The sequence below is a fragment of the Streptomyces sp. NBC_01268 genome (assembly GCF_036240795.1).
Taxonomy (GTDB): Bacteria; Actinomycetota; Actinomycetes; order Streptomycetales; family Streptomycetaceae; genus Streptomyces.
This window is the reverse complement of the sequence record NZ_CP108454.1, coordinates 1239607-1262528: the sequence shown is the minus strand read 5'-3', so window position 1 is coordinate 1262528 and position 22922 is coordinate 1239607. Positions and strand designations below refer to the sequence as shown.

The window sequence follows — 22922 nt, the reverse complement described above, 5'->3', positions numbered from 1 at the left end:
GGACGCGCGGCGCAACCGGCGACGGGCGTCAGGAACCCGTCAAGATCCCCCCTGCGGCCGTCGCGTGTGTCACAAACGGCGCAGCCCGGGGGTGGGGGCGTGGGGTCGGTGCGACGGGCCGCGCGCTCGCCGTCGGCCTGCCGGTCGCTCCGCGGACGGCTCAGGGGTCGCCCGTCGACCGGAGGGTAGCCTGGCGGGCAACGGACAAGGGGGAGCCGGGCATGGGCGACGATCACGAGCCGGTGTTCAGGCGCAGCCGGTACGGATGGCGTTACGAGTACAACCCGCGCAACCCGATCGGTCTCGTCCTCATCCTCGTCACCCTCGCCTTCGTCGGCGTGATGATGCTCCTCATGGCCAACCGCGCCGGCCCCTTCGCGCCCCCGGCCGGCCCGACCTGGAGCCCGCCGGCCGAGGAGTGGCCGCACCCGACGCCGACCGTCACGCCGTAGCCGACCGTCACGCCGTAGCCCGAGGCACGCGGTAGCCCGCCGGGACGGCGCCTCCGAGGCATTCGACCTGCCGAGATGACTCCCTGTGCATCAGGCCGTCGGTCGGGTGACATGCACACGGAGACTTGAAGATCATTTTGGCAGCTGTTGCCTTGTCCGCCCTCCTGGCGGCGTCCTACGGTGCAGGGACCGCACTGATCAGGCCATTCACCAGGGGGAATCATGTCCGCAGCAGAGGCGCGCCCAGCCGCGCCCGCCCGCTCCGGGACCGCGACAGCCATCGGTTGGACGCTCACCATCGGACTCAACGTCGTCGCACCCGTCCTCACCTTCGGGGCGCTCGGCGACCGCGGCTGGAGCGACTTCGCCGCGCTGCTCGTCAGCGGCGTCTGGCCGGTCCTGGACACCGTCGTCCATCTCGTCTGGCACCGGAAGATGGACGAGTTCGCCGTCGTCACCCTCTTCTTCCTGGTCCTGACCGCCGTCGTCTCGCTGGCCGGCGCCCACTCGGCGCGGGCCCTGCTCGTCAAGGACTCCGCCGTCACCGGCCTCTTCGGTGTGCTGTGCCTGGCCACGCTGCTCGCGCCCAAGCCCCTCATGTTCTACTTCGGGCGCCGTTTCTCCACCGACGGCACCGCCGAGGGCCACGCCTGGTGGAACGGCCTCTGGCAGTTCGAGGGCTTCCGCACCGTCATGCGCCGCATGACGGTCGTCTGGGGCGTCGCCTACCTCGTCGAGGCCGCCGCCCGCGTCGGCCTGTCGTACACGCTCTCCGTCGAGGCGATGCTCGTGGCCAACCCGGTCCTCGTCTACGGCACCCTCGGCCTGCTCGTCCTGTGGACCATCCGCACCGCCAAGCGCGGCCGCGCCGAGGGTGCGGCCAGGGCCGAGGCCGCCGCGCACGTCGCCGGGGCGGAGGCCTGACGCCGTAGGGGCTGTCCGACGGCTCCCGTCAGGTCCGGCCCGCCCGGCACGCACGCTCCGGCCTGTCCGACGCGGACTCCCGGACAGGCCCGGGCACCCCTCCGGGGGAAGGCGGTTCCGTGCCTCAGCGCACGGGGCCGCCCGCGCCCGCCCCGCTCCGGGCCGCGCAGTCCAGCAGCGTCGGCAACGCCGCCGCCAGCGCCTCCACCCCGTGCGCGTACGGCAGCCGCAGCCGGTCGCGGAAACCGTCCACCGGCGAGAACGCCGAACCCGGCACCACCGACACACCACGCCGCCGCGCCAGTTGGGCCGTCGCCTCCGTGTCGGCGCCCGGCACCCGCACCCACAGCGCCGGGCCGCCCGCCGGCCGCGTCCACTCCCACCCCGGCGCCTGCGCGCGCAGCAGCTCCTCCGCCGTCGCGAGCCGTTCCCGCAGCAGTGCGCGCCGCCGCGCCCGCGCGCCGGGCAGCTCTTCGAGCAGGCGGACCGCCACCAGTTGGTCGACCACCGAGCACGACAGGTCGACCGAGGTCTTGATCTTCGCGAGCCGGGCCACCACCTGCGGCGAGGACCGCACCCAGCCGACCCGCAGACCGCCCCAGAACAGCTTCGACAAGGTGCCCACCGTCACCGTCGACCCGCTGGGCAGCCCCGCCACCAGCGGCACCACCGACTCGTCCCCGTCCAGCGACAGCTCCGCGCACGCCGTGTCCTCGACGGTGAACAGGCCCAGCTCGCCCAGCACTTTGCGCCACGCCCGGCGCGCCGCCTCGTCCAGGCTCCGGCCCGTCGGATTGTGCGCGGTCGGCTGCAGGTAGACGAGGCGCGGACGCACCGAACCGCAGAGCCGCCGCAGCCGCGCCGCGCCGTCCGCCCCGTCGCCTCCCACCGGGACCAGCCGCGCCCCGCGCGCCCGCAGCGCCTCCAGGGCACCGCGGTACGTCGGGTCCTCCACCACCACCGTGTCGCCCGGGTCCACCAGCGCCTGCGTCACCAGCCACACCGCCTGCTGGGAGCCCGCCGTCACCAGGATCTCCTCCGCGTCCGTCGGCACGCCCGCCGCCCGGTAGTAGGCGGCGACCCCCTCCCGCAGCTCCGGAAGCCCGTACGGGTGGTAGCCGTCGGCCCCGAGGAGCGAGGCCACGTCCCCGGCCGTCAGGGCCCCCACCGCCTCCGCCACGTCACCGAGCCCCGGCAGTGCCCCGCTCGACAGATCGGCCGTCCCCGCTCGGGCGTCGAAACTGGCGAGCCGCCCCTCCATGGGGTGCCGGTCGAGCACCCCGGAACCACGCAGCCGGGAACCGCTGCCCCGCACGCTCTCCAGCCGCCCCTCGCCCTCCAGGAGTCCGTACCCCGCCGTCACCGTGGACCGGGAGACCCCCAGCACCAGCGCGAGTTCCCGTTGCGAGGGCAGCACCGTGCCCGCCGGCACGTCCCCCCGGTCCGCGAGCTCCCGCAGCGCGTCCGCGAGCCGCCGTGGCAGCGACCCCGGCCCCTCCGACGCCCAGCCGGTCAGCAGTCGGGACAATCGGGTCGCGGGAATCCTGGCCATGTGTCCCATCTTGGCCACCCGGCGTCCCCGCAGGCCAATCGGCCCCGAGTGGTCGTTGCCGCGACCGGGCCCCGGACCGAGGATCGGTGACACCGCCACAGAAAGGGAGCGTGAGGGCATTGGCCACGGTGGTGCTGGTCGGGACACTCGACACCAAGGGGGAGGAGTACGCGTGGCTGCGGGAGCGGCTGCGCGAGTACGGGGCCGACGTCCTCCTCGTGGACACCGGCGTGCTGCCCCCGCCCGCCCACGTCCCCGTCCCCGACATCCCCGCCGAACTCGTCGCCCGCGCCGGAGGGCACGAGCTGGCGGCCCTGCGCGCCGCGGGCGACCGGGGCGCCGCGGTCGCCGCCATGGCCGACGGACTCACACGCGTCGTCCTCGACCTGCACCGCGGCGGGCGTGCCCACGCCGTGCTCGCCGCGGCCGGCAGCGGCGGCTCCGCCATCGCCGCCCAGGCCATGCGCGCCCTGCCCATCGGCGTGCCGAAGATCCTGGTCAGCACCATGGCGGGCGGCGACGTCTCGCCGTACGTCGACAGCAGCGACCTCACGATGATGTACAGCGTCGTCGACATCGCCGGCCTCAACTCCGTCTCCCGGCAGGTCCTCGGCAACGCCGCCGCGGCCGCCGCCGGCATGGCCCGGCGCCACGAACGCAACCAGGACCGGTCCGCGGGGCGCGGCCGGAAGGTCGTCGCCGCCACGATGTTCGGCGTCACCACGCCCGCCGTGGACACCGCCCGCGCCCGGCTCGCCGAACACGGCTACGAGGTCCTCGTCTTCCACGCCACCGGCGCGGGCGGCCGCGCCGTCGAGAAGCTGGCCCGCGACGGCCTGCTCGACGGCGTCCTCGACCTCACCACCACCGAACTCGCCGACGAACTCGTCGGCGGGGTGCTCAGCGCCGGGCCGCGCCGCCTGACCGCCGCCGGCGCCGCCGGGATTCCCCAGGTCGTCGCCCCCGGCGCCCTCGACATGGTCAACTTCGGGCCCGAGGCGAGCGTCCCCGAGCGCTTCGCCGGACGCCGGCTCCTCGTCCACAACGCGACGGTCACCCTGATGCGGACCACCGGCGCCGAGATGGCCGAACTCGGCACCGCCATCGGGCGCAAGCTGGCCGCCGCCCGCGGCCCCGCCGAGGTGTTCTGGCCGCGCCGCGGCGTCTCCGCCGTCGACGTGGCGGGCGGCCCGTTCGCCGACCCGGACGCCGACGCCGCCGGACTCCAGGCCCTGCGCCGCGCGGTCGCGGGCAGCGGCGTGCGCATCCACGAGCTCGACGCCCACGTCAACGACGCCTCGTTCGCCGTCGCCATGGCCGACCGGCTGCACCGGCTCATCGGCGACCACACGCCCCCGGCCCCGGCCATGGCCCCGGCTCCGGCCGCCTCCCGGAGGACCTCATGAACCGTCAGGACGTACTCGCCAGGCTGCGCGCCCAGATCGCCCAGGGGCGGCCCGTCGTCGGCGCCGGCGCGGGCACCGGACTCTCCGCCAAGTGCGCCGAGGCCGGCGGCGTCGACCTGCTCATCATCTACAACTCCGGCCGCTACCGGATGGCGGGCCGCGGCTCCCTCGCCGGACTGCTCCCCTACGGTGACGCCAACGCCATCGTCAAGGACATGGCCCGCGAGGTCCTGCCCGTCGTCCGCGACACCCCCGTCCTCGCCGGAGTCTGCGGCACGGACCCCTTCCGCCGGATGGACCTCTTCCTGGACGAGCTCAAGGCCATGGGCTTCGCCGGGGTGCAGAACTTCCCCACCGTCGGCCTCTACGACGGCACCTTCCGGGTCAACCTGGAGGAGACCGGCATGGGTTACGGCCTGGAGGTCGACATGGTCCGCGCGGCCCACGAGCGCGACCTGCTCACCGCGCCGTACGTCTTCGACCCGGAGCAGGCCGCCGACATGGCCCGGGCCGGGGCCGACGTCCTCGTCCCGCACGTGGGCCTCACCACGAAGGGGGACATCGGCGCCGGCACGGCCCTCACCCTGGACGGCGCGGCGGCGGCCGTCCAGGAGATGCACGATGCGGCCAAACGGGTGAACCCCGACGTGCTCGTGCTCTGCCACGGCGGCCCCATCGCCGAACCCGAGGACGCCGCCTACGTCCTGGCGCACACCACCGGAGTCGTCGGCTTCTTCGGCGCCTCCTCGGTCGAGCGGCTGCCCACCGAGCGGGCCATCACCGAGCAGACGAGGGCCTTCAAGGCGCTGTCGCCCGGCCACTGATCCCAGGGGCGACGGCACGGTTGTCAGAGGCGTGCCGTACAACGGGTGACGGGGAACGAAGTCCGTGGGGGACTGGTCATGAACACAAGCACAGGGGAGGGGAGCGTCGACCGCGCCCCCTTCGCCGGACGGCGAGCCGAACTCGCCCGTCTGGAATCGCTGCTGCGGTCACCGGGGCGCCGCGGGACCGACGCCCCGAAGGCCGTCGACATCACGGGCGAGCCCGGCGTCGGCAAGAGCCGCCTCCTCACCGAGCTCGCCGCCCGCGCCCGCCGGGCGGGCGTCACCGTCCTGCACGGCCGGGCTTCGGAGCGGGAGCGGCCCTTGCCGTTCGAGGTGTTCGCGGACGCCTTCGCGGACCTCGGAGCAGCCGGCGAGGCGCCCCGTCCCACAGACCCGCCCGACGCCGTCGACCCGGCGGACGCGGTGCGGGTGGCCTGCGCCGCCGGGAGCGTCCCGTCGGCGGGCAACGCGCAGGGCCGCCCGACGCGCCGCCCGGTCCGCCCGGCCGGCCGGGCGCCGTGGACGTTTCCCGCCTTCCCGCCGGACACCGGGACCGGGCCCGCCCGACAGCCGGGAACCGGCCCGCACGCGACCGGGCCGCAGGCGCCCGTCGGGGCCGGCCCCTGGGCGGACCCCGGCGGGCCCACCCCGTCCGAACGGCATCTGCTGGGGGCGCCGCCGCAGGTCTGGCCGGAGCCGTACGGACTCTTCCGGCGGACCGCGGAGGCCCTCGCCAGGGTCGCCGAACCCGCGCTGCTCCTCGTCCTCGACGACGTGCACCGCGCCGACCCCGAATCGCTCGACCTGCTCGACCACCTGCTGCGCCACCCCGTCGCCGCGCCCGTGCTCGTGGTGACGGCCCGCCGCGAGCGGCGGACCCCGCCGGCCCTCGCCGCCGCCCTCGCCCGGGGCGCCGAGAGCGGCACCCTCACCAGGATCGCGCTCGGCCCCCTCGACGAGGCGGAGTGCGCCGACCGGCTCGCCCCCGGGCTGCCCCGGGACCGCGTGGCCGAACTGCACGCGGCCAGCGGCGGGAACCCCGCCTACTTCCTGGCCCTCGCGGGCGGCCGGGGCAGCGGCGGCGCGCTCGCCGCCCTCTTCGACGAACTCGCACCGCTCGACCCCCCGGCGCGCGCCGTCGTCGACGCCGTCGCCGTGCTCGGCGACGAGGCCCGCACCGACCTGCTGCCCGCCGTCACCGGCGCCACCCGCGACGAACTCGTCCAGGCCGTACGGGACCTGGTGCGGCTCGACCTCGTGCGCCCGCACCCCGACGGGCACACCCTGGAGCTGCGGCACCCGGCCCTCGCCGGGCTGGTGCGCCGGGCCATGGATCCGCTGCGGCGCCGCGAGTACCACCGCCGGGCGGCCGACGGCCTGGCGGGCGCGGGCGCGCCCGCCACCACGCGCGCCGCGCACATCGAGCGCTACCTGACGCGCTGGGAGCCCGCCGCGGCCGCCGCCCTGGTGCGGGCCGCCGAGCTGACCGAGGCCACCGACCCGGCGCTCACCGCCCGCCGCCTGGCCGCCGTCCTCGACGTCCTGCCCGACACCCCCGAACACCACCAGGCCCGCGTGGAGCTGAAGCTGCGCCGGGCCCGCGCGCTCGGCCTCGCCGGCCGGGTCGAGGAGAGCCGGGACCTGCTGCACCGGCTCCTCGCCCTGTGCCGCGAGGACGGAGCGGGCCGCCGCACCGGCGCCCGCTGCCCCGCGACCGCCGGCGAGGAGGAACCCCGCAGTGCGGCCGTGCTCCTGTGCGCCTTCATGGAGCGGCACCTGGGCCGCTACCGGGAGGCCGACGCCCTGATCCGCCGCGAGCTGCGGAGCGGCCCCGGCCCCCGCCCCTCGCTCCGCCTCCGGCTCGTCGTCGAATGGGGCTGCCGCGCCCTCTTCGAGGCCCGCTTCCCCGAGGTCCGCCCCGAACTCGCCGCCACCCTCGCCGACGCCCGCGCGCGGGGGGACGAGCCCGGCACCCTCGGGGCGCTCACCCTCGGCGCCCTCGGCGAGGCGTACGAGGGGGAGACCGCCGCCGCCCGCGGCCACGCGGACGAGGCCGCCGCGCTCGTCGACGCCATGACCGACGGCGAACTCACCGCGTGCTGCGAGGCCCTGGTCCGGCTCGGCTGGAGCGAGCTCTTCCTCGACGACCTCGCCGCCGCCGAACGCCACACCACCCGGGGCATCGCCCTCGCCCGCCGCGCGGGACGCCCGTTCGCCCTCTCCCAGATGCTGCTGTGCGCCGCGTACGTGCAGTCCCTCACCGGCCGCGTCGACACCTCCCTCGGCCTCGCCGACGAGGCGCTGACCCTCGCCGACACCCTCGGCGCCGCCGAGGTCGTCGGCTTCAGCCGCGCCATCAGGGCGACGATCCTGCTCCAGGCCAGGCCCCTCGGCGACCCCGAGGCCCTCGCCGCCGCCGAGGAGGCCGCCGCCACCGTCGGCACCGCCGGCGGCTGGTGGGGCACCCTCGCCCGCAGCCTGCTCGCCCACGCCGTCCCCGTCGCCACGGACCCGTACCGGGTGCGGGACGTCCTGCTCACCGCGGGCGGCGGCCCCGCCCTGCCCCGTATCCAGCCCTCCGTGCGCCCCGGCTTCCTCGAACTCCTCGCCACGGCCTCGCTCAACACCGGCGACCTGCCCGGGGCCCACCAGGCGGCCCGGCTCGCCGAGACCGAGGCCGACCGCCTGGACCTGCCCGGCCAGCGGGCCGCCGCCCTGCGGGCCCGCGCCCGGCTGCGCCTCCACGCGGGCGAACAGGCCGCGGCGGCGGCGCTGTTCGCCCGGTCGGCGGACGAGTACGCCCTCGCGGGCACCGGCCTGCGCGAGGCCCACACGCTGCTGCTCGGCGCCCCCGTGGCCCGGGCGGCCGGTGACCCGGCCGAGGCCGCCGCGATGTGGCGCCGGGCCCGCAGCCTGGCCACTGCCGGAGGCGCCCGCCTGCTCACCGACCTCGCCGACCGCACCCGTACCGCCGCCCTGGGCCCCGAGCCCGCGGCACCCGGCACGACGCGGCCGGCCGCCGCGGCGGACGCGGAAGGACCGCTCGCCACGCTCACCCCCCGCGAGCGCGAGATCTCCGTCCTCGTCGCCGAAGGCCTCACCAACCAGGCGGTCGCCGACCGCCTCTGCCTCAGCCCCCGCACGGTCGAGAGCCATGTGGCCCGGGTCTACCGCAAGACCGGCGTGATGACCCGAGCCGGCCTCGCCTCCCTCGTGGCCCGAGCGACGGGCTGAGGCCCGACGGGGAATCCGGGAGCCGGGGCCGGAGGAGCCGGGGCGCATGCCCGGGCTCCCCACGGGTCAGAAGGAGTCCGGCGCTCCGAGCAGGGCCTCGCACTCGGCGGCGATCACGGAGAGCGTGCCGTCCGGGTCGGGCAGGTCCTGCACGCCGGCGTGGACCCGACGGGCCCGCCCCTGGGCCGCGTCCGCCCGTCCCAGCCCCCACTCCAGGCGTACGGCGAGGAGTTCGCAGAGCCAGAGGTCGGAGCGGCCGGGCTCGCCGCCGGTCCGCAGGGCGGCGATGGCCCGCTCCGCCTGGCCGAGCGCCCGTTCGAAGAGGGCGGCGAGCTCGGCGTACCGCTCGGCCGAGTCGACCTCCTCGAACGGCGCCGCTTCCGCGGTCTCCACGAGGAGGTGCGCGAACTGCTGGTGCGTGTGGCCCAGTTCCGCCGTTCCGCGCGCCCGCTCCTCGCCCGTCCCGGCCAGGGCGAGCGCCCGCTCGTTCTCCCGCAGGGCCTCCTCCATGACGACCTCGCCCTCGGCGGGCCCCCACACCTTCAGCGCCTCCCAGGCCCGGCCCCGCAGCGCGCGCACCGCCCCGATCCGGTCCCCGAGCGCCCGCCAGAGGTCGGCCGCGCGCTCGTAGGCGCGCGCCGACTCCTCCGGCAGGCCGGCCGCCGCCAAGGCCTCGGCCGCCTGCTGCGAGAGGACCGCGTGCTGGTGCCGGTCCGCCCAGTCGCGGGTCCCCGCCGCGGCCAGCGCGTACTGCTCGGCCGCCTGCCGGGGCTCGCCGAGGCCCGTCGCCGCGTGCGCCAGCCACACCCGGGCCTGGACCAGGTCGGCCGGGTCGTGTCCGGCCGACAGCTCCGGCAGCACGGCCTCCAGGGTGGCGGCGGCCTCGTGGAACCGCCCGAGCGCGCAGTAGTGCCCGCCGAGCCGCAGCCGCACCAGGGCGCCGAGCCCGGCCCCCTCACCGGCGGACCCGGCGAAGAGGTCGGCGTCCAGCAGGAGCGCCTCCGCCTCGGGTCCGGGACCCTCCAGGCCGGTCACCGCCTGGGCGAGCGCCAGACAGAACCGGGCCCGGTCGCCGGGGCCGAGCAGCTCCACCCGCGCGCTGTCGCCGAGGACGCCCCGTGCCACGGCCGCCGCCCGCTCGTGGTCCTCGACCGCCGACAGCAGGCTCACGAGCAGCAGTTCGCCGGGGGTGGCGAGCCAGGGCCGTCCGGCCTCGTGATGGTCGGTCACCGCGGCCGTCGCGAGCCGCACGGCGGCCCGCGGATCCTCCGGTGCGGTGATCCGCGCGAGCAGCTCGACGGCGGACGCGATCCGGCTCAGCAACTCCGGGTCCCCCCGCCGGTCCCGCCCGACCCGCGCCTCCTCGGCGAAGGCCAGCAGGCGGTGGATCTCCTCCCGGGCCCGGGCGCTGTCGGGAACGGTCGGAACGCCCGCCCGTATGCCGCCCACCGGGGCCTGCGCGTCCGCGGCAGGCACCCCGGCCGAGCTCTCCGCCACTCCGTGACCCGCCTCACCGGCCCCCTCAGGAGCCCCCGCCCCGACGCCGGCACGAGCCCCCGCACCGGCCCCCACGCCGGCCGGTACGAGCTCGGCCCCCAGCCCCGCCACCCATGCCCGGCAGCGCAGCAGGAGCACCGTCACCGCCTCGGCGGCGGTGGCCAGCCCGGCCGCGTGCAGAGCTCCGGCCCGTACGCACAAGGCGTCGAGACCGTCCGCCGGGGCGTCCGGCGCGACGATCAGCGCCCGGGCCCGCGACACCAGGGCCCGCCCGTCGCGCCGGGCTCGTGCGTGCAGGTCCGCCGCGCGCGTGAACAGCGCCGCCGCCTCGGGGCCGCCCGCACAGGACCGCTGCAGGTCGAGGGCCTCGGCGTCCAGGGCGTCGGCGGCGTCGGCGGGGGCGAGCGCGCCGCCATGGGCTTCGACGGCGGCGCGGGCGCGGTCCCAGGCCGCTCTCGCCGACGGGTGACCGGCGGCCGTCAACGCGCGGGCCCGCGCGACGAGTTCCCCGGGACCCTCCACGACTCCGGGCGCGGTCCGCCCGTCCGCCCGGTGGTACGCGTCCGCCGCATCGGTCGAGGCGGCGCTCTCGAACAGTCCACCACCGGTGTGCCGCTCGCCGCCCGGCCCCAGGGCCAGCGCGTCGAGCAGCGGTTCCGCCGTGATCCGGGTCCGGACCCGCGTGGACATCAGGGAGTTGCCGTTGCGGGTGTCGAAACGGGCCGCCAGGGCGAGGGCTTCCTGGGTCGCGTACGCGTGGAGCGAGGCCGCCGTCCACTGTGTGCCCGCGGGGCCGGACACCGGGCGCTCTCCCTGGCCGAGGGTGACGAGCCGGCCCGTGAGCAGGGCCGCGCAGCTCAGCCACTGGAGGTAGGGGCCGGCGTCGCCGCGCGGGCCCCAGCGGGCGGACTGTTCGGCGAGGATCTCCAGGCCGCGCGGCTCGTTGCCGGTCAATGCGCAGAACTCGACGTGCGCGGCGACGGAGACGGTGAGCCCGGCCTCGGCACGGGCCATGCGGTAGCCGCGCAGGTGATGGGCGCGGGCCTCGTCGAGCCGGCCGAGGCGGACCAGGGGCAGCAGGGAGAGCGCGAGGACGGCGTGCGGCTCGTGCATGCAGCCCGCGCGCCCGTCGAGCACCGGAAGCCACACGTCGAGCGCGCGGGCGTCCTCGCCCCGCTCGGTCTCCCACCGGCCGCGTTCGTGCAGCTCGCAGGCGTGGCAGTCGGCCATCTCGTCGCGTTCGGAGGCGAGCATCGCGGCCAGGGCGCGCTCGGCGCGCGGCAGGTCCCCGAGATGCCGGGCGACCTCGAACTCCCGGGAGTGGACCCCGCGTTCGGAGTGCCCGGCGAGCCGGTACCGGTGCCGCATCTCGGTGAGCCACTGCTCGATGGAGTCGAGCGGGATGCCGGGCTGGTCGAGCGCGTTGCCGCTCACCCACTTGAACATCCAGAACAGCTCGTGGGTGTCGTCCTCGTCGAAGTCGGCCGGGTTCTGGTCCCACATCCGCAGCAGCCGCGCGAACGGCACGAACATCTTGTCGCCCTCCGCGTTGGAGGTGTACGCGACGGTGAGTTCCGTCAGGGCCTCGACGAGCAGCGGGCGGTCGCCCGTCGCCTCCGCCTCGGTGACCAGCCGCTCGGCGCGGGCGCTGCGGGCGGAGCCGTACGGTTCCTCGCTGTTGCGGTAGACGTCGGTGCGGATCTCGTCGAGCGAGCGGCTCATCGGTGTTCTCCGGAGGGGCGTTCGGGGGCCGGATCCGCCGTACGGGCCGTCCCGCCGGGACCCGGTCGCACGGACCGTTCGAGGAGGCCGAGGAAGGTGCGGTTGAGGAGGGCGTTGTCGGCGGGGCGGAGGGGGCGTTGGGCCATGAGGAGGGCTTGTCCGTAGAGGGCTTCGACGGCGGTGGCGGTGAGCCGGGGTTCGTCGAGGGTGGCGATGCGGCGGACGAGGGGGCTCTGGTGGTTGAGGACGAGGCGGGCGCGGGGGGTGCTGCCGCGCAGGGAGCCGAGGATGCCGGCCCACAGGTCGTCGGCCTCGCCCTCCGCCTCCGCCCGCGCCTGCTCATGCCGCCCGTCGCGGGCGTCGAGCAGCAGGGCCGGCAGCGTGAGCGGGCGGAAGGCACGCAGGGTGACGTCGCAGTCGAGCGCGTCGAGGGCCGTGCGGGCGACGGAGAGGAAGGCGGTGAGGGCACGCTCGTGGTCGGGGGCGACGGCGTCCAGGCGGTCGGTGACGGTGTCGGCGTCGAGTTCTGCCACGACGGTCCCCGGCCGCACCGAAGGCAGCCGCTCCACGAGCGCGCAGTCGTAGGTGTGTCCGCCGTTGACCACGCCGATGCCCTGGGCGGCGGCGATGGCGGCGACCTGGCGGAACTCCTCGACGGTGCGGGTGAAGTGGACGACCGGGTGGCGGCGGGCGAACTCGTCGAGGGACAGGCGCCCGTCGGTGGTCTCGAACGGCAGCCACGGCAGCATCGCCGCCAGGATCCCGTCGTCGTGCCGCGCCAGGTACCGCACGCCGAGGTGGTGCACCGCGAGGAGGCGGCGCAGCCGCTCGGGATCGCTCGCCGCGAGCTCCGCCAGCCAGTCGCGAAGGGCCCGGCCGAGGGCCTCGCGCACGCCGTCCAGCGTCCCGTCCTCGTACAGGGACTCGCGGGAGGCGGTGGGGCGCAGGGTGTCGGTGTCCAGGACGCAGCGGACGAAGAACGCCCAGTCCGGCAGCAGCCCGTCGGCCTTCTCGGTGAGCAGCATCCCCTTGAGGTGGACCCGGTGGCCCCCGCGGTGGGCCGGGCTGACCTGGGACGGCAGCACGTAGGCGAGGCCGCGCAGCCCGGCCAGGGGGACGTCGAGCTCGATGACGTCGAGGGGCGTGAACCCCAGCGTCGCGCGGCAGTGCCCGGCCAGGGCGGTGCGGCGCTCCTCGGCGCTCGCGAAGGCGCGGTCCCAGACGGCAGGGGAGTCCGTGACGCGGTCCTGCCCGACGTGGATGGTGTGGGGGAGGAGGGTGCCGTAGTGGCGGGCGAGGGTGAGGACGCGGTCGTGGGTGAGCCAGTCGGTGGTGCCGGGGCGGGCGGTGAGGTGGACGGTGGTGCCGGGTTCGGGGTGTGCGGTGTCGTCGAGGGTGGTGACGGTGTAGGAGCCGTCGTCGTGGGCGCGCCATTCGACGGGGGGTGCCTGGGGGGTGCGGGCGGAGCGGGAGACGACGCGGATCTCGGCGGCGACGACGAAGCAGGCGAGGAGTCCGATGCCGAACTGGCCGAGGAAGTCGGCGCGGGCGGTTTCGAGTCCGTGGGCGGTGTCCAGGCCGTGGGTGGTGTCGCGTTTGGAGCTGTGGCCGATGGTGGCGAGGAGGGTGTGGACGTCGGTCTCGGTCAGGCCGATGCCGGTGTCGGTGATGCGCAGGGTGGTGCCGTCGGCGTGGAGGTGGACCCGGGCGGGTGCGCGGGGGTCGAGGGCGCGTCGGGCGGTGAGGGCGTCCACGGCGTTCTGGAGGAGTTCGCGCAGGTAGACCCGGGGGCTGGAGTAGAGGTGGTGGGAGAGCAGATCCACCAGGCCACGCAGATCGACCTGGAACATGTGGGACGTGTGGGGGGCGATCTCGGGTTCCTCGTGGTCCATGGATGCGCATACGGTCCATGGATGCGCATACATCGTGGGCGTTTGCGCAGACTCTTTCAGAACGGCACGGGTTCGTACATCCGTAGAACTACGGAATCGGAACCCCCGGGGGGTATGTGAAAGCGCCGCCCCGTCGTCGCTCGGCGGAACTGTGCAGCGCCTCTGCGGAGTGTCTCGGATAGGGTGAATCGGTAGGTATTGCGCCCTTCGGGGCCAGGCTGATGCGTAGGTCGATGCCTTGCACACTCACCAGTCGCCGAGCAGGGTTCCGCAACCGCCCAGGGCGGCCGTGGGATACGCGGGCGTGCTCAACGATCTGCTGCCCATCGCGCTCTGGCGCGAGGACGCCCAGGGCCGGATCGTCGAATGGTCCCTCGCCGCCCAGGACCTGCTCGGCCACCGCCCCGAGGACGTCCTCGGGCGCCTGGCCACCCCGCTTCTCGTCCCCGACACCAACCGCGAGCTCGCCGAGCGGCTGACCCGCCGGGTGCAGGCCGGTGAGACCGTCGTCGGCACCCTGCCGGTACGCCACCGCGACGGCCACCAGGTCGTCATGGAGATGTGGATCGTCCCCGCCGCCGACCCGCAGGGCCGCCACGGCGCCATGCTGATCGCCGTCGAGACCTCCGAGGTGCTGCGGATGCGGGACTCGCTCGCGGCCCTGGAGTCCCTGTTCACCCAGTCGCCCATCGGCCTCGCCACCCTCGGACCCGACCTGCGCTTCCTGCGCGTCAACGACGCCCTCGCCCGGATGAACGGCGTACCGCCCGCCGCTCACCTGGGCCGCCGGCTCACCGAGGTCGTCCCCGGCGTGAACGCCGGCGCGCTGGAGGCCCTGATGACCCAGGTGCTCGACAGCGGCACCGCCGTCGTCGACGCCCGCCGGGTCGGCCGCACCCCCGCCGACCCCGACCACGACCACATCTGGTCCTGCTCCTACGCACCGCTCCTCGACCACGGCGGGCGCCCCCTCGGCGTCATCGCCTCCCTCATCGACGTCACCGAAAGCCAGCAGGCCCACATCGAGGTCGAGCGCGCCCGGCACCGTTTCACCCTGCTCGCCGAGGCCGGCGAGAAGATCGGCACCACGCTCGACCTGCGCCAGACCGCGGAGGAGGTCGTCTCCTTCCTCGTCCCGCAGCTGGCCGACTCCGCCGACGTCCAGCTGCTCGAATCCGTCCTGGAGCCCGACGAGTCCACCGCCGCCACCCGGGGCGTGCTGCGCCGCCTCGCCGCGGGCTTCCCCGACCCGAACGCCCCGACCGCGCTGCTCGGCGTCGGGCAAACCTTCCAGATACCGCTGGACTCCGTGTACGAGGAGGTCATCACGGACGCCCGCGCGATGGACCTGAACGTCGCCGACATCCCGGCCCTGATCAGGGATCCCCGGATGGAGGCCCTGCGCAGCTACCTCGCCACCCGCATCGGCTCGGCCCGGCTGGTCCCCCTGGTCGCCCGCGGCACGGTGCTCGGCACCGTCTCGGTGACCCGGCTGCGGAACCGTGAACCCTTCGACGAAGAGGACCGCGTCCTCATCGACGAGGTCGCGGCGCGGGCCGCGCTCAACATCGACAACGCCCGCCTCTACACCACCCAGCGGCAGGCCGCCCTCACCCTCCAGCGGAGCCTCACCAACAACGCGCTGCCGGACGTGACGGGCCTGGAGCTCACCGGCCGCTACCTCCCCGCCAGCGACCACGACGTCGGCGGCGACTGGTTCGACGTGGTCGCGCTCCCCGGCGGGCGCACCGGGCTGGTCATCGGAGACGTCATGGGCCACGGCGTCCACGCGGCCGCCGTCATGGGGCAGCTCCGCACCGCCGTGCGCACGCTGGCCCCGCACGACCTCCCGCCCGAGCGGATGCTCCGCTCCCTCGACGCCGTCGTCGCCGACCTGGGCGAGGACGAGATGGCGACGTGTGTCTACGTCGTCCACGACCCGGGCACGGGCGTCTGGACCCTCGCCCGCGCGGGCCACCCGCCGCCGGCCGCGGTCACCCCGGACGGGACCATCACCTTCCTCGACGGACCGCCCGGCACTCCGCTGGGCACCGGCGCCCACGAGTTCGGGACCGAGGAGATCGAGCTGCCCGCCGGTGGCCTGCTCGTCCTGTACACGGACGGCCTCATCGAGGCCCGCGACCGCGACCTCGACCAGGGCATGGCCCGCCTCGCCCGCGCCCTGCGGGACACGGACCGCCCGCTGGACGAGCTGTGCGACGACATCCTGGCCGGACTGCTCGACGGCCGGGCGCAGGACGACGTGGCCATGCTGCTCGCCCGGGTGACGAGCTGACCCGCGTACGCGCAGGTGAAGCGTCCGGCGTACGCGCGTGAGGTTGTCCGGCGTGCGCGCCGGTGAGGGGGCGCGTGCGTGGCGCCGGGCCGTCAGGCGGTGGAGGCCTCCAGGATCCCCTTCAGCTTCTGCTCGTCCCGCGCCATCTCCTTGCGGGCGTGCGGTTTGACGACCAGGGGGACGAGCGCCTTGCCGATGCCGTGGCCCTCGAAGTCGAGCGAGAGCGTCAGCCGTGAGCGCTCGCCGGCGTCGAGCGGCTCGATGGTGCCCTGGACGTCACCGCGGACGGGACCGTCCACGCCATGGACGTGCCAGCTGTGCGGCGGGTCGAGCTGGGTCAGCTCCATCGTCATGTCGAAGTCCCGGCGCCCCATGCGCCGGGTGACGGCGACCTGCTGCCCGATCGTGCCGGGGGTGCCGGCGGTCCGCCGCACGGCGACCGCGCTCTCCTGCCATTCCGGCAGGTGGGAGGGGTCGGTCACGTAGGCGAAGACGTCTTCGGGGCGACGGGAGATGTCGACGGAGGCGTTGATCCTGGACATGTCGCCTCCTTGCTCGGGGGAGGGTGGGACCTCTTCCATCGTCCCACTCGGGCCCCCGCGAAGGCGGGGTCAGGCGCCGGCGCCCCGGGCCCTGTACAGGTCCCTGAGCAGGGCGATCTCCGCGCCGTGGTGGAGGAGCTCCTGGTTCATCCACCAGATGACCTCCAGGAGCGGGTCCTCCGGGTCGCTGCCGTGCGGGTAGGAGCTGTACCCGATCTTGTCCAGCACGCCGTCGTCCAGCGAGAGCAGCATGGTGCGCCAGGCCTCGGCGGCCCGCTCGAAGTCCGCGACGGCCGCGGCGGCGTCCCCGTGGCTGCGGAAGTCGTCGCGGGTCAGGCGGTGGCCGCCGGCGGTGTGGTCGGTGCGGAGGGTGAACATCTCGGCGAGGTGGCTCAGCCGCCACGCGATCGTCGTGAAGGGCGCGGGCTCGGGGTGCGGGTACGGCGCCGCGTCACGGCCCCAGTCGCCGGTGCCGGCCAGCACCGTGGCCCGGTGTCCGGGCCCGTCCTCGCGGCGGCGGACCGACCAGCAGCCCTCCACGGGCTCCCACAGGAACTCGGCGTCGGTGATCGGACCGACCGGCACGCCCGTCCCGTCGCCGCTGTCCGTCACCGGCCCGTTCAGCCGGTTCACGAGCCGCTCTCGGGCGAACTCGAACTGGTCGAGCAGGGGGGCGAGGCGGGGCGGGATCGCCATGGACGCTCCAGGATCTCTCGGGGGTGCGTGCCGAACCCTGTCACAGAACTCGGCCTCCGACCACGCGATTTCAGGCGCGGTCGATGTGCACGCTGGTCGACTTCACGCGGGCCGTGGCCTGCATGCCGACCTCCAGGCCGAGCTCCTCGACCGCTTCCCGGGTGAGGAGGGAGACCAGCCGGTGCGGGCCCGCCTGGATCTCGACCTGGGCGGCGACGTCACCGAGCTTGACCGCGGTGACGATCCCGGGGAACGCGTTGCGGACGGAGGTGTAGGTCTCCTCCTCGTCGCCCTGCCCGCTCTGGGCGATCTCGATGGAGAACGCGGCGAGGTCGGGCCCTTCGATGAGACGCCGGCCGCCCTCGTCGCGGTGGGTGGCGACCCGGCCGGCATCGGCCCAGCGCCGCGCGGTGTCCGGACTGACGCCGAGGAGGCGCGCCGCCTGGCCGATGGTGTAGGTCTGCATACGCGCACCCTAAGCCGTTGATCATCTCATCTGCAAGCCTTTTGATGTCGTTATCATCGCATGTGCGATGCCTTTACGGTCAGCCACTCCAGCGCCGCCCCTGCCGTGAACTCCCGTTGGCCGTCGCGGAAGAGCAGGTCGGCCGTGGCGAAGGCGGGATCGTCCGCCGTCCCCGGTACGTAGGGGAGCGCGAGGCAGCGCATCCCCGCCGCGTGCGCGGCGGCGGCGCCCGGTGCCGCGTCCTCCAGCACCACGCACTCCTCCGGCGCGGCGCCGAGGCGGCGGGCCGCCTCCAGGAAGACGTCCGGCGCGGGCTTGCCGTGCGCGACCTCCTCGGCCGAGACCGTGGTCGTCAGGAACGCGTCGAGCCCGGTTCCCGCGAGGACGGCCTCGATCGCCGCGGGCGAGGAGCCCGAGGCCACCGCCATGGGCACCCCCGCCGCGTACAGCCGCTCCACGAACGCGCGCATCTCCGGGAAGACGGGCGTCCCCTTCCGGGCGAGCTCCAGGTAGTGCCGGTTGGTCGCGTCGAGGAGCGTCTCCACCGGAGCGGCGACCCCGTAGTCGGCCGCCAGCGTCCGCAGCGACTCCAGGGTGCCGATCCCGATGAACTCCGTGTGGCGCGCCCAGTCGAAGCCCGTCACGCCGTGCGCGGCCAGGGTCCGGCGGGTCGCCTCGAAGTAGTTCGGCTCGCTGTCCACCAGCGTGCCGTCGAGATCGAAGACGACCGAAACGCGCGGGGTGCTCATGGGTCCAGCCTGGCAGAGCGGTCACCGGAACCGGAGGGTCCTTGGTCCCGCTCCGCCGCCCCGGTCCCCGTGCGCCGGCATGGACCGCCGTCCCTCACGTGGCCCGTCGCCCCACCGACTCGACCAGCGGCAGCAGCCGGTGCGGCACCCGTTCGCGCAGCGCGATCTCGGTCCGCGTGCGGACCACCCCCGGCAGCTGGATCAGCCGCTGGATCACGTCCTCCAGGTGGCCGGCGTCCCGGGCGACCACCCGGGTCAGGAGGTCGCCGCCGCCCGTGATCGAGAAGGCCTCCACGATCTCCGGGACCGTCGCCAGGGCGTCCCCGACCTCGTCGAGATGTCCCTGCGTCACCTCGATGTGCACGAAGGCGAGCACCGGATGCCCCAGCGCCGCGGGGGAGAGCACCGGACCCGTCGCGGTGATCACCCCGTCCCGTTCCAGCCGGTCGATCCGGGCCTGGACCGTGCCCCGCGCCACCCCGAGGATCCGGGCGTATTCGCGCACGCTGGTGCGCGGCTGCTCGATGAGCAGCCGCAGGACGCGGGTGTCGAGCTCGTCCACCGCCATGGTCCGTTGGCCTCCCTCTGGCCGATTATCCGACGCTCCGACTGTACCAATGGCCCACCCTTCAGCCCGTCGGTTGAGCCACTGGGCGGAAGGATGCTTTCCTCTTGGAAGAGTTGGACAGATGGCGCCGCGCACGCGCCGGACCGGCGAGGTGGCCGGCCCCGGACCCGCGGCGCCATCGCCATGTCCGAAGACATGCGCGAGGCATCGGCAAGACAGCACGGCGACCACGAAGAGGGTGTGTGTACGGCAGCGGGGGCGGAACGACCGTCGTGAAGAAGGGCCTGACGGCCGCGGGCCGGCTGTTCCGGCAGGTGTGCGTGGCGCCGGACCCGGGCAAGGTACGGCTGCGCGTGGCCTCGCGGGCCGTGCTCGGCGTCGGCCTCTCCGTCGCCGTGGCCGAGCTGGTGGGGCTCTCCCTGACCGCCTCGATCACCGCCGGCCTCGCCGCGCTCCTGGCGCTGTTCACGGTGGGCGACCCCACCGTGCGCCGCCAGGCCGTCACCACGGCCCTGCTGCCGCTGGCCGGCTTCCCCGTCCTCGCGCTCGCGACCGCCCTGCACGGGCTGCCGCTGCTGCGCGACGCCGCCTGGCTGCTCGTCGTCTTCGCCGGCGTGTACGCGCGCCGCTGGGGACCGCGCGGGCACGCGCTCGGCATCTTCGCGTTCATGCAGTTCTTCGTGACGCAGTTCCTGCACGCCGTGCCCGGTCAGCTCCCCGAGCTGTACGCCGCCGTGCTCCTCGCGCTCGGCACGACGGGCGCGGTCCGTTTCGTCGCCTGGTGCATCGAACGGCGCGTCCCGCCGCCGGCCGCGCCCGCCCCGCTGCCCGGCACCGGGCTCGCCCGGCCCACCACCCGGCAGGCCTTCCAGGCCACCGCCGCCTGCGCCGTCGCCCTCGCGGCCGGACAGCTCGTCTCCCCGGACCGCTGGTACTGGGCCGTCGGCACCGCCTGGTGGATCTTCGTGAACACCGCCTCGCGCGGCGAGACCCTCGTGCGCGGCTTCCGCCGGGTCGTCGGCACCGTGACCGGCATCGCCGCGGGCCTGCTGATCGCCCTGCCGCTGGGCGGGTCCGCCGCCCCGACGGCCGCGCTGGTCGCCGTGTGCGTCTTCGGCATCTTCTACACCGCGCCGCTCTCGTACAGCTGGATGATGTTCTTCGTCACCGTCATGGCGGGCCTTCTCTACGGCCTGCTGGGCGTCCTGCACCCCGGGCTGCTGCTGCTCCGCTTCCAGGAGACCGCGGTCGGCGCCGTCGGCGCCGCCGTCGGCGTCGCCCTGCTGCCGGTCACCACGCACGCCGCGACCAACGCCTGGATCCAGCGGGCCGTCGGCTCCGTGCACGCGTGCACCACGGCCGCGGCCCGGAGGCTCGCCGGCGACCCGGCCGCCGACCCGGCGCCGCACGCCGCCGAGCTCGACCTCCTGCTCGGCCGCGCCCGCCTCACGCTGGCCCCCCTCGTCCACCCGCTGAGCCCGCTGCGCGCCCGCAAGGCCCGGGCCCGCCGGGTCCTCGCGCTGCTCGACGACTGCGCCCGGGAGGCCCGCGGCCTCGCGGCGGTCGCCGCCGACCCGGACGCCTCGCACGACGCCCGGCTCGCCGCGGCCGCGTGGCGCGTCGAGGCCGCCGTCCACGCCCTCGTACCGCCCGTCGACGCGGCCCGCCGCGGCACGGCCGCCGCCGCGTCGTCGGCCCTGCCGCCGCACCACCCCGGCGCCGAGGCGGCCCTCGGGCACCTCCACGGCCTGGAACGGGCCCTGGTCGACCTGGCGGCCCCGCTGCGCACCTCGCCGCGCGCACCCCTGGTCCCGGCTGCCTGACCCTGCGCCCCGTGCCGTCCGGCGGCCGGGCGCCCCGGAAGCTCCTGCGCCCGCTGCCCCCTACCTGGTCTAGACCGCCTGCTAACGTCTGCCCCGACGACGGCCGGTCTGCCGTGATCGGCCTGGGGACAGCGGACAAGCGGACAGGGGAGGCGCCGTGGGCGACACACGCCGTACGCGGGCATACATCGGATCGTTCACCTCGGCCGGCGGCCGGGGTGTGCTCGTCGCCGAGGTGGAACCGGAGACCGGAGCACTGGAGCTCGTGGGGGCGAGCGACGCCGTCGCCGACCCGTCCTTCCTCGCCCTCGGGCCCGGCGCCGAGGTGCTGTACGCGGTCTCCGAGACCGCGGAGGGCGCCGCGGCCGCCCTCGACGTCACCGGCCCCGAGCCCCGCCTCCTCGGCGCCCCCGTGCCCGTGGACGGCTCCGGACCCACCCACCTCGCCGTGACCGCGGGACACGTCCTCACCGCCAACTACACCTCCGGCAGCGTCAGCGTCCTGCCGGCCGCCGCCGACGGGAGCCTGAAGCCCGTCACCGGCGTGGTGCGCCACGAGGGCTCGGGACCGGTCGAGCGGCGCCAGGAGGGGCCGCACGCCCACCAGGTGCTGCCCGACCCGAGCGGCCGCTGGGTGCTCGCCGTGGACCTCGGCGCCGACTCCGTCACGATCTGGGCCCTCGACCCCGGCACCGGCTCCCTGCACCCGCACGGGACGACCGCGCTGCGCTCCGGCACCGGGCCCCGCCACCTCGCCTTCCACCCGGACGGCGCCCACGCCTACGTGCTGAACGAGCTGGAGCCCACGGTCACCGTGTGCCGATGGGACGCCGACACGGGCGTCCTCGAAGCGCTCGGCGAGACCCCCGTCGTCCCCGCGGACGCCACGGGGGACCGCTACCCCTCCGAGGTCGTCGTCGCTCCCGACGGGCGCTTCCTCTGGGCCGCCGTACGCGGCCACGACACCCTCGCGGTCCTCGCCCTCGACGCGGGCGGCGCGGAGGCCCGCCTGGTCGCCTCCGTGCCCTGCGGCGGCCACTGGCCCCGCGACCTGACCCTCGACCCCTCCGGGCGCCACCTCTACGCCGCGAACGAGCGCTCCGGCGACGTCACCTGGTTCACCGTCGACCCGGAGACCGGCCTGCCGGTCCGCACGGGCTCCGTCCCGGCCCCCGCGGCCTCCTGCGTCGTCCTCGCCTGAGCCGACGCCCCCACACGTACGGGAAGGGCCCGCACCGGAGACCTCCGGTGCGGGCCCTTCCCGTCACGGTCCTGCGCGCGCCCGGTCCGTCAGTGGACGGGCGAGCCCTGCTGCGGGGAGATCCCGAGCGCCGACGCGTACTGCGAGAGCACCAGCTTGCCGATCGCCGGGTAGGCGCCCAGCGCCTCCGCCGTCGCGCAGCCGGCCTCCTTGGCGGCCGCGTCGAGCAGGCCCTCGGCCAGCTCCGGGCCGATCAGGTACGGGGCCAGTGCCAGCTGCTCCGAGCCGGAGCCGCGCAGCTGGTCGGCGATCGCCGAGATCGAACCCTCCTGGTCGAGCGCCGCCGCCATCACGGGCACGGCCAGCCGTGCCGCCAGCAGCATGCCGGTGATCCCGGCGGCCTGGACCGCCTCCTCGCCGCCGACCGTGGCCAGGATGATGCCGTCGGCCGCCGTGGCGACCGTGAACAGCCGGGCGCGGTCGGCGCGGGCCAGACCGGCCTCCGAGAGGCGCACGTGCAGGGCCTCGGCGAGCAGCGGATGCGGGCCGAGCACGTCGGTCAGCTCCGCGGTGTTGCCGCTGTCCATCACGGACTGCCGGATCCGCCGCAGCAGGGCGCTGTCCGGGCCCGCGAGCAGCGGGACCACGACCGCGGCGGGACCCTCGGGCGCGGCCGGCTCACGACCGGCCGCCACGGCCAGCTCGTACCGCTCGGTGCGCAGCGCGGCGGCGCGCGCCAGGACCGCGCCGAGGGTCGGGTAGTCGGTGGCGTCGTCGCCGTCCAGGTAACCGATCACGGCGTCGAGGCCGGGCAGCTCCGAGCGGGCGATGCTCACGACCTCCTCGGCCAGCGAGCGTATGGCGGCGGACGGCACGCCGGGGACGGCGAGAACGAGCGCGGGCGCGCCCTCGGGCGCCACCACGGGTTCAGGGCGCCGGTGCCGCCCGGGCTGGCGGGGGCGCGGCATTCGTACAGGCAGGCCGGGAGTGGGCCCAGTGGGGGAGCTCATGGCGCCGCATGCTACTGGTTTTGCCCGTCGCGCAGTTCGGTGAGGTGCGGCTGGGCGACTTCTGC

17 protein-coding genes are annotated in these 22922 nt (G+C 75.6%); 8 read left to right on the top strand and 9 right to left on the bottom strand.

The genetic code is table 11. The annotated features are described in order from the left end of the window. The first annotated feature begins 221 nt into the window (after positions 1-221). Together OG309_RS05290 and OG309_RS05285 are read left to right on the top strand one after the other, a co-directional pair. Positions 222-452 carry a hypothetical protein gene (locus OG309_RS05290; RefSeq protein WP_329418553.1) on the top strand — a complete coding sequence of 77 codons (231 nt, stop codon included), beginning with the start codon at positions 222-224 and terminating at the stop codon, positions 450-452. Positions 453-674: 222 nt separating this feature from the next. After that, positions 675-1376, top strand: coding sequence for a VC0807 family protein (locus tag OG309_RS05285; protein WP_329418552.1), 702 nt, complete (start codon positions 675-677; stop codon positions 1374-1376). A 124-nt stretch (positions 1377-1500) separates the two neighbouring features. Here the strand turns inward: OG309_RS05285 and yczR are convergent, their stop codons facing one another. Then, the gene (gene yczR / locus OG309_RS05280) at positions 1501-2928 is read right to left on the bottom strand and encodes an aminotransferase-like domain-containing protein (RefSeq protein ID WP_329418551.1); all 1428 of its coding nucleotides are present in this window, start codon (positions 2926-2928) and stop codon (positions 1501-1503) included. Positions 2929-3047: 119 nt separating this feature from the next. Here yczR and OG309_RS05275 point away from each other — a divergent pair, with 119 nt between their 5' ends. The 3 genes from OG309_RS05275 to OG309_RS05265 all read left to right on the top strand — a co-directional run bounded on the left by OG309_RS05275 (position 3048) and on the right by OG309_RS05265 (position 8395). After that, positions 3048-4334 (top strand): Tm-1-like ATP-binding domain-containing protein, encoded by a 1287-nt coding sequence (locus OG309_RS05275; RefSeq protein WP_329428152.1) that lies wholly within the window; start codon positions 3048-3050, stop codon positions 4332-4334. Continuing rightward, entirely contained in the window at positions 4331-5158 is an 828-nt protein-coding gene (locus tag OG309_RS05270) for a phosphoenolpyruvate hydrolase family protein (protein WP_329418550.1), read from the top strand. The genes OG309_RS05275 and OG309_RS05270 overlap by 4 nt, the downstream gene beginning before the upstream one ends. Positions 5159-5236: 78 nt before the next feature. Continuing rightward, positions 5237-8395 carry a helix-turn-helix transcriptional regulator gene (locus OG309_RS05265; RefSeq protein WP_329418549.1) on the top strand — a complete coding sequence of 1053 codons (3159 nt, stop codon included), beginning with the start codon at positions 5237-5239 and terminating at the stop codon, positions 8393-8395. 66 nt (positions 8396-8461) lie between these two features. Here OG309_RS05265 and OG309_RS05260 read toward each other — a convergent pair whose 3' ends face one another. Continuing rightward, positions 8462-11614 carry a tetratricopeptide repeat protein gene (locus tag OG309_RS05260; protein ID WP_329418548.1) on the bottom strand — a complete coding sequence of 1051 codons (3153 nt, stop codon included), beginning with the start codon at positions 11612-11614 and terminating at the stop codon, positions 8462-8464. Next, a complete protein-coding gene (locus OG309_RS05255) occupies positions 11611-13506 on the bottom strand; it encodes an HSP90 family protein (protein WP_329418547.1) in 1896 nt (631 codons plus the stop codon). Before OG309_RS05255 ends, OG309_RS05260 begins: the two co-directional genes overlap by 4 nt. Before the next feature lie 304 nt (positions 13507-13810). Here OG309_RS05255 and OG309_RS05250 point away from each other — a divergent pair, with 304 nt between their 5' ends. After that, complete coding sequence (locus OG309_RS05250; RefSeq protein WP_329418546.1) at positions 13811-15802, top strand: SpoIIE family protein phosphatase; 1992 nt, start codon at positions 13811-13813, stop codon at positions 15800-15802. A 92-nt stretch (positions 15803-15894) separates the two neighbouring features. On the opposite strand, the gene OG309_RS05245 is transcribed toward OG309_RS05250, so the two are convergent. The 5 genes from OG309_RS05245 to OG309_RS05225 form a co-directional block, all read right to left on the bottom strand. Beyond that, entirely contained in the window at positions 15895-16344 is a 450-nt protein-coding gene (locus tag OG309_RS05245) for an SRPBCC family protein (RefSeq protein WP_329418545.1), read from the bottom strand. Between the two features lie 69 nt (positions 16345-16413). Then, positions 16414-17040, bottom strand: a complete 627-nt coding sequence (locus OG309_RS05240; protein ID WP_329418544.1) for a DinB family protein — start codon at positions 17038-17040, stop codon at positions 16414-16416. Positions 17041-17110: 70 nt separating this feature from the next. Beyond that, entirely contained in the window at positions 17111-17506 is a 396-nt protein-coding gene (locus OG309_RS05235; protein WP_329418543.1) for a TOBE domain-containing protein, read from the bottom strand. Between the two features lie 53 nt (positions 17507-17559). Beyond that, positions 17560-18255, bottom strand: coding sequence for an HAD family hydrolase (locus OG309_RS05230; protein WP_329418542.1), 696 nt, complete (start codon positions 18253-18255; stop codon positions 17560-17562). Between the two features lie 94 nt (positions 18256-18349). Then, a complete protein-coding gene (locus OG309_RS05225) occupies positions 18350-18823 on the bottom strand; it encodes an Lrp/AsnC family transcriptional regulator (protein WP_329418541.1) in 474 nt (157 codons plus the stop codon). A gap of 314 nt (positions 18824-19137) precedes the next feature. Here OG309_RS05225 and OG309_RS05220 point away from each other — a divergent pair, with 314 nt between their 5' ends. Continuing rightward, positions 19138-20646: an FUSC family protein gene (locus OG309_RS05220; protein WP_329428150.1), complete on the top strand. Its 1509-nt coding sequence runs from the start codon at positions 19138-19140 to the stop codon at positions 20644-20646. Between the two features lie 157 nt (positions 20647-20803). Beyond that, complete coding sequence (locus OG309_RS05215) at positions 20804-21847, top strand: lactonase family protein (protein WP_329418540.1); 1044 nt, start codon at positions 20804-20806, stop codon at positions 21845-21847. Positions 21848-21936: 89 nt separating this feature from the next. Here the strand turns inward: OG309_RS05215 and OG309_RS05210 are convergent, their stop codons facing one another. Then, positions 21937-22857, bottom strand: coding sequence for a sirohydrochlorin chelatase (locus OG309_RS05210; protein WP_329418539.1), 921 nt, complete (start codon positions 22855-22857; stop codon positions 21937-21939). Positions 22858-22922 lie beyond the last annotated feature (65 nt).

Excerpts from the sequence above, each read along its gene's own strand:
- OG309_RS05255 (WP_329418547.1), bottom strand. The coding sequence starts at position 13,506 with ATGGACCACGAGGAACCCGAGATCGCCCCCCACACGTCCCACATGTTC.
- OG309_RS05285 (WP_329418552.1), top strand. The coding sequence starts at position 675 with ATGTCCGCAGCAGAGGCGCGCCCAGCCGCGCCCGCCCGCTCCGGGACC.
- OG309_RS05240 (WP_329418544.1), bottom strand. The coding sequence starts at position 17,040 with ATGGCGATCCCGCCCCGCCTCGCCCCCCTGCTCGACCAGTTCGAGTTC.
- OG309_RS05225 (WP_329418541.1), bottom strand. The coding sequence starts at position 18,823 with ATGGCGGTGGACGAGCTCGACACCCGCGTCCTGCGGCTGCTCATCGAG.
- OG309_RS05210 (WP_329418539.1), bottom strand. The coding sequence starts at position 22,857 with ATGAGCTCCCCCACTGGGCCCACTCCCGGCCTGCCTGTACGAATGCCG.
- OG309_RS05230 (WP_329418542.1), bottom strand. The coding sequence starts at position 18,255 with ATGAGCACCCCGCGCGTTTCGGTCGTCTTCGATCTCGACGGCACGCTG.
- OG309_RS05265 (WP_329418549.1), top strand. The coding sequence starts at position 5,237 with ATGAACACAAGCACAGGGGAGGGGAGCGTCGACCGCGCCCCCTTCGCC.
- OG309_RS05235 (WP_329418543.1), bottom strand. The coding sequence starts at position 17,506 with ATGCAGACCTACACCATCGGCCAGGCGGCGCGCCTCCTCGGCGTCAGT.
- OG309_RS05245 (WP_329418545.1), bottom strand. The coding sequence starts at position 16,344 with ATGTCCAGGATCAACGCCTCCGTCGACATCTCCCGTCGCCCCGAAGAC.
- OG309_RS05270 (WP_329418550.1), top strand. The coding sequence starts at position 4,331 with ATGAACCGTCAGGACGTACTCGCCAGGCTGCGCGCCCAGATCGCCCAG.
- OG309_RS05290 (WP_329418553.1), top strand. The coding sequence starts at position 222 with ATGGGCGACGATCACGAGCCGGTGTTCAGGCGCAGCCGGTACGGATGG.
- OG309_RS05260 (WP_329418548.1), bottom strand. The coding sequence starts at position 11,614 with ATGAGCCGCTCGCTCGACGAGATCCGCACCGACGTCTACCGCAACAGC.
- yczR (WP_329418551.1), bottom strand. The coding sequence starts at position 2,928 with ATGGCCAGGATTCCCGCGACCCGATTGTCCCGACTGCTGACCGGCTGG.